Consider the following 456-nt stretch of genomic DNA (forward strand, 5'->3'; position numbering starts at 1 on the left):
GTCCTGTTCCGCATATTAGTGAGGATGTACTTCATCAAACCAATGAGCGCATTGCTCAACCTATTGCTCAAGCGATGAGTAAAGAAGGGTATCATTTCTTTGGCTTGCTCTATATTGGTGCTATTTTAACAAAAGAGGGTCCTAAAGTGATAGAGTTCAATGCAAGATTTGGTGATCCAGAAGCGCAAGTGTTACTCACGCGTTTAGAAAGTGATTTAATGCAACATATTATTGATTTAGAACAACGTCAACCAATTCATTTTAAATGGAAAGATGAAGCAGTTGTAGGAGTCATGTTAGCATCTAAAGGGTATCCAGGATCATATGATAAAGGATATAAAGTTAGTGGTTTCGACCCAGATTCTCATTATTTTGTTAGTGGTTTAAAGAAAGAGAGAGACCATTTTGTTAATGCTGGTGGTCGTGTGATCCTAGCCATTGGTGAAGGAGCTACGG

At 38.6% G+C, this 456-nt stretch carries 1 protein-coding gene; it reads left to right on the forward strand.

Annotated elements, in window-relative coordinates; genetic code table 11:
- Positions 1-456, forward strand: a 456-nt coding sequence (locus HZY83_RS03175; RefSeq protein WP_305038420.1) for a phosphoribosylglycinamide synthetase C domain-containing protein, incomplete at both ends; no start/stop codon positions are given.

The organism is Gemella sp. GH3, assembly GCF_013415425.1.
Taxonomy (GTDB): Bacteria; Bacillota; Bacilli; order Staphylococcales; family Gemellaceae; genus Gemelliphila.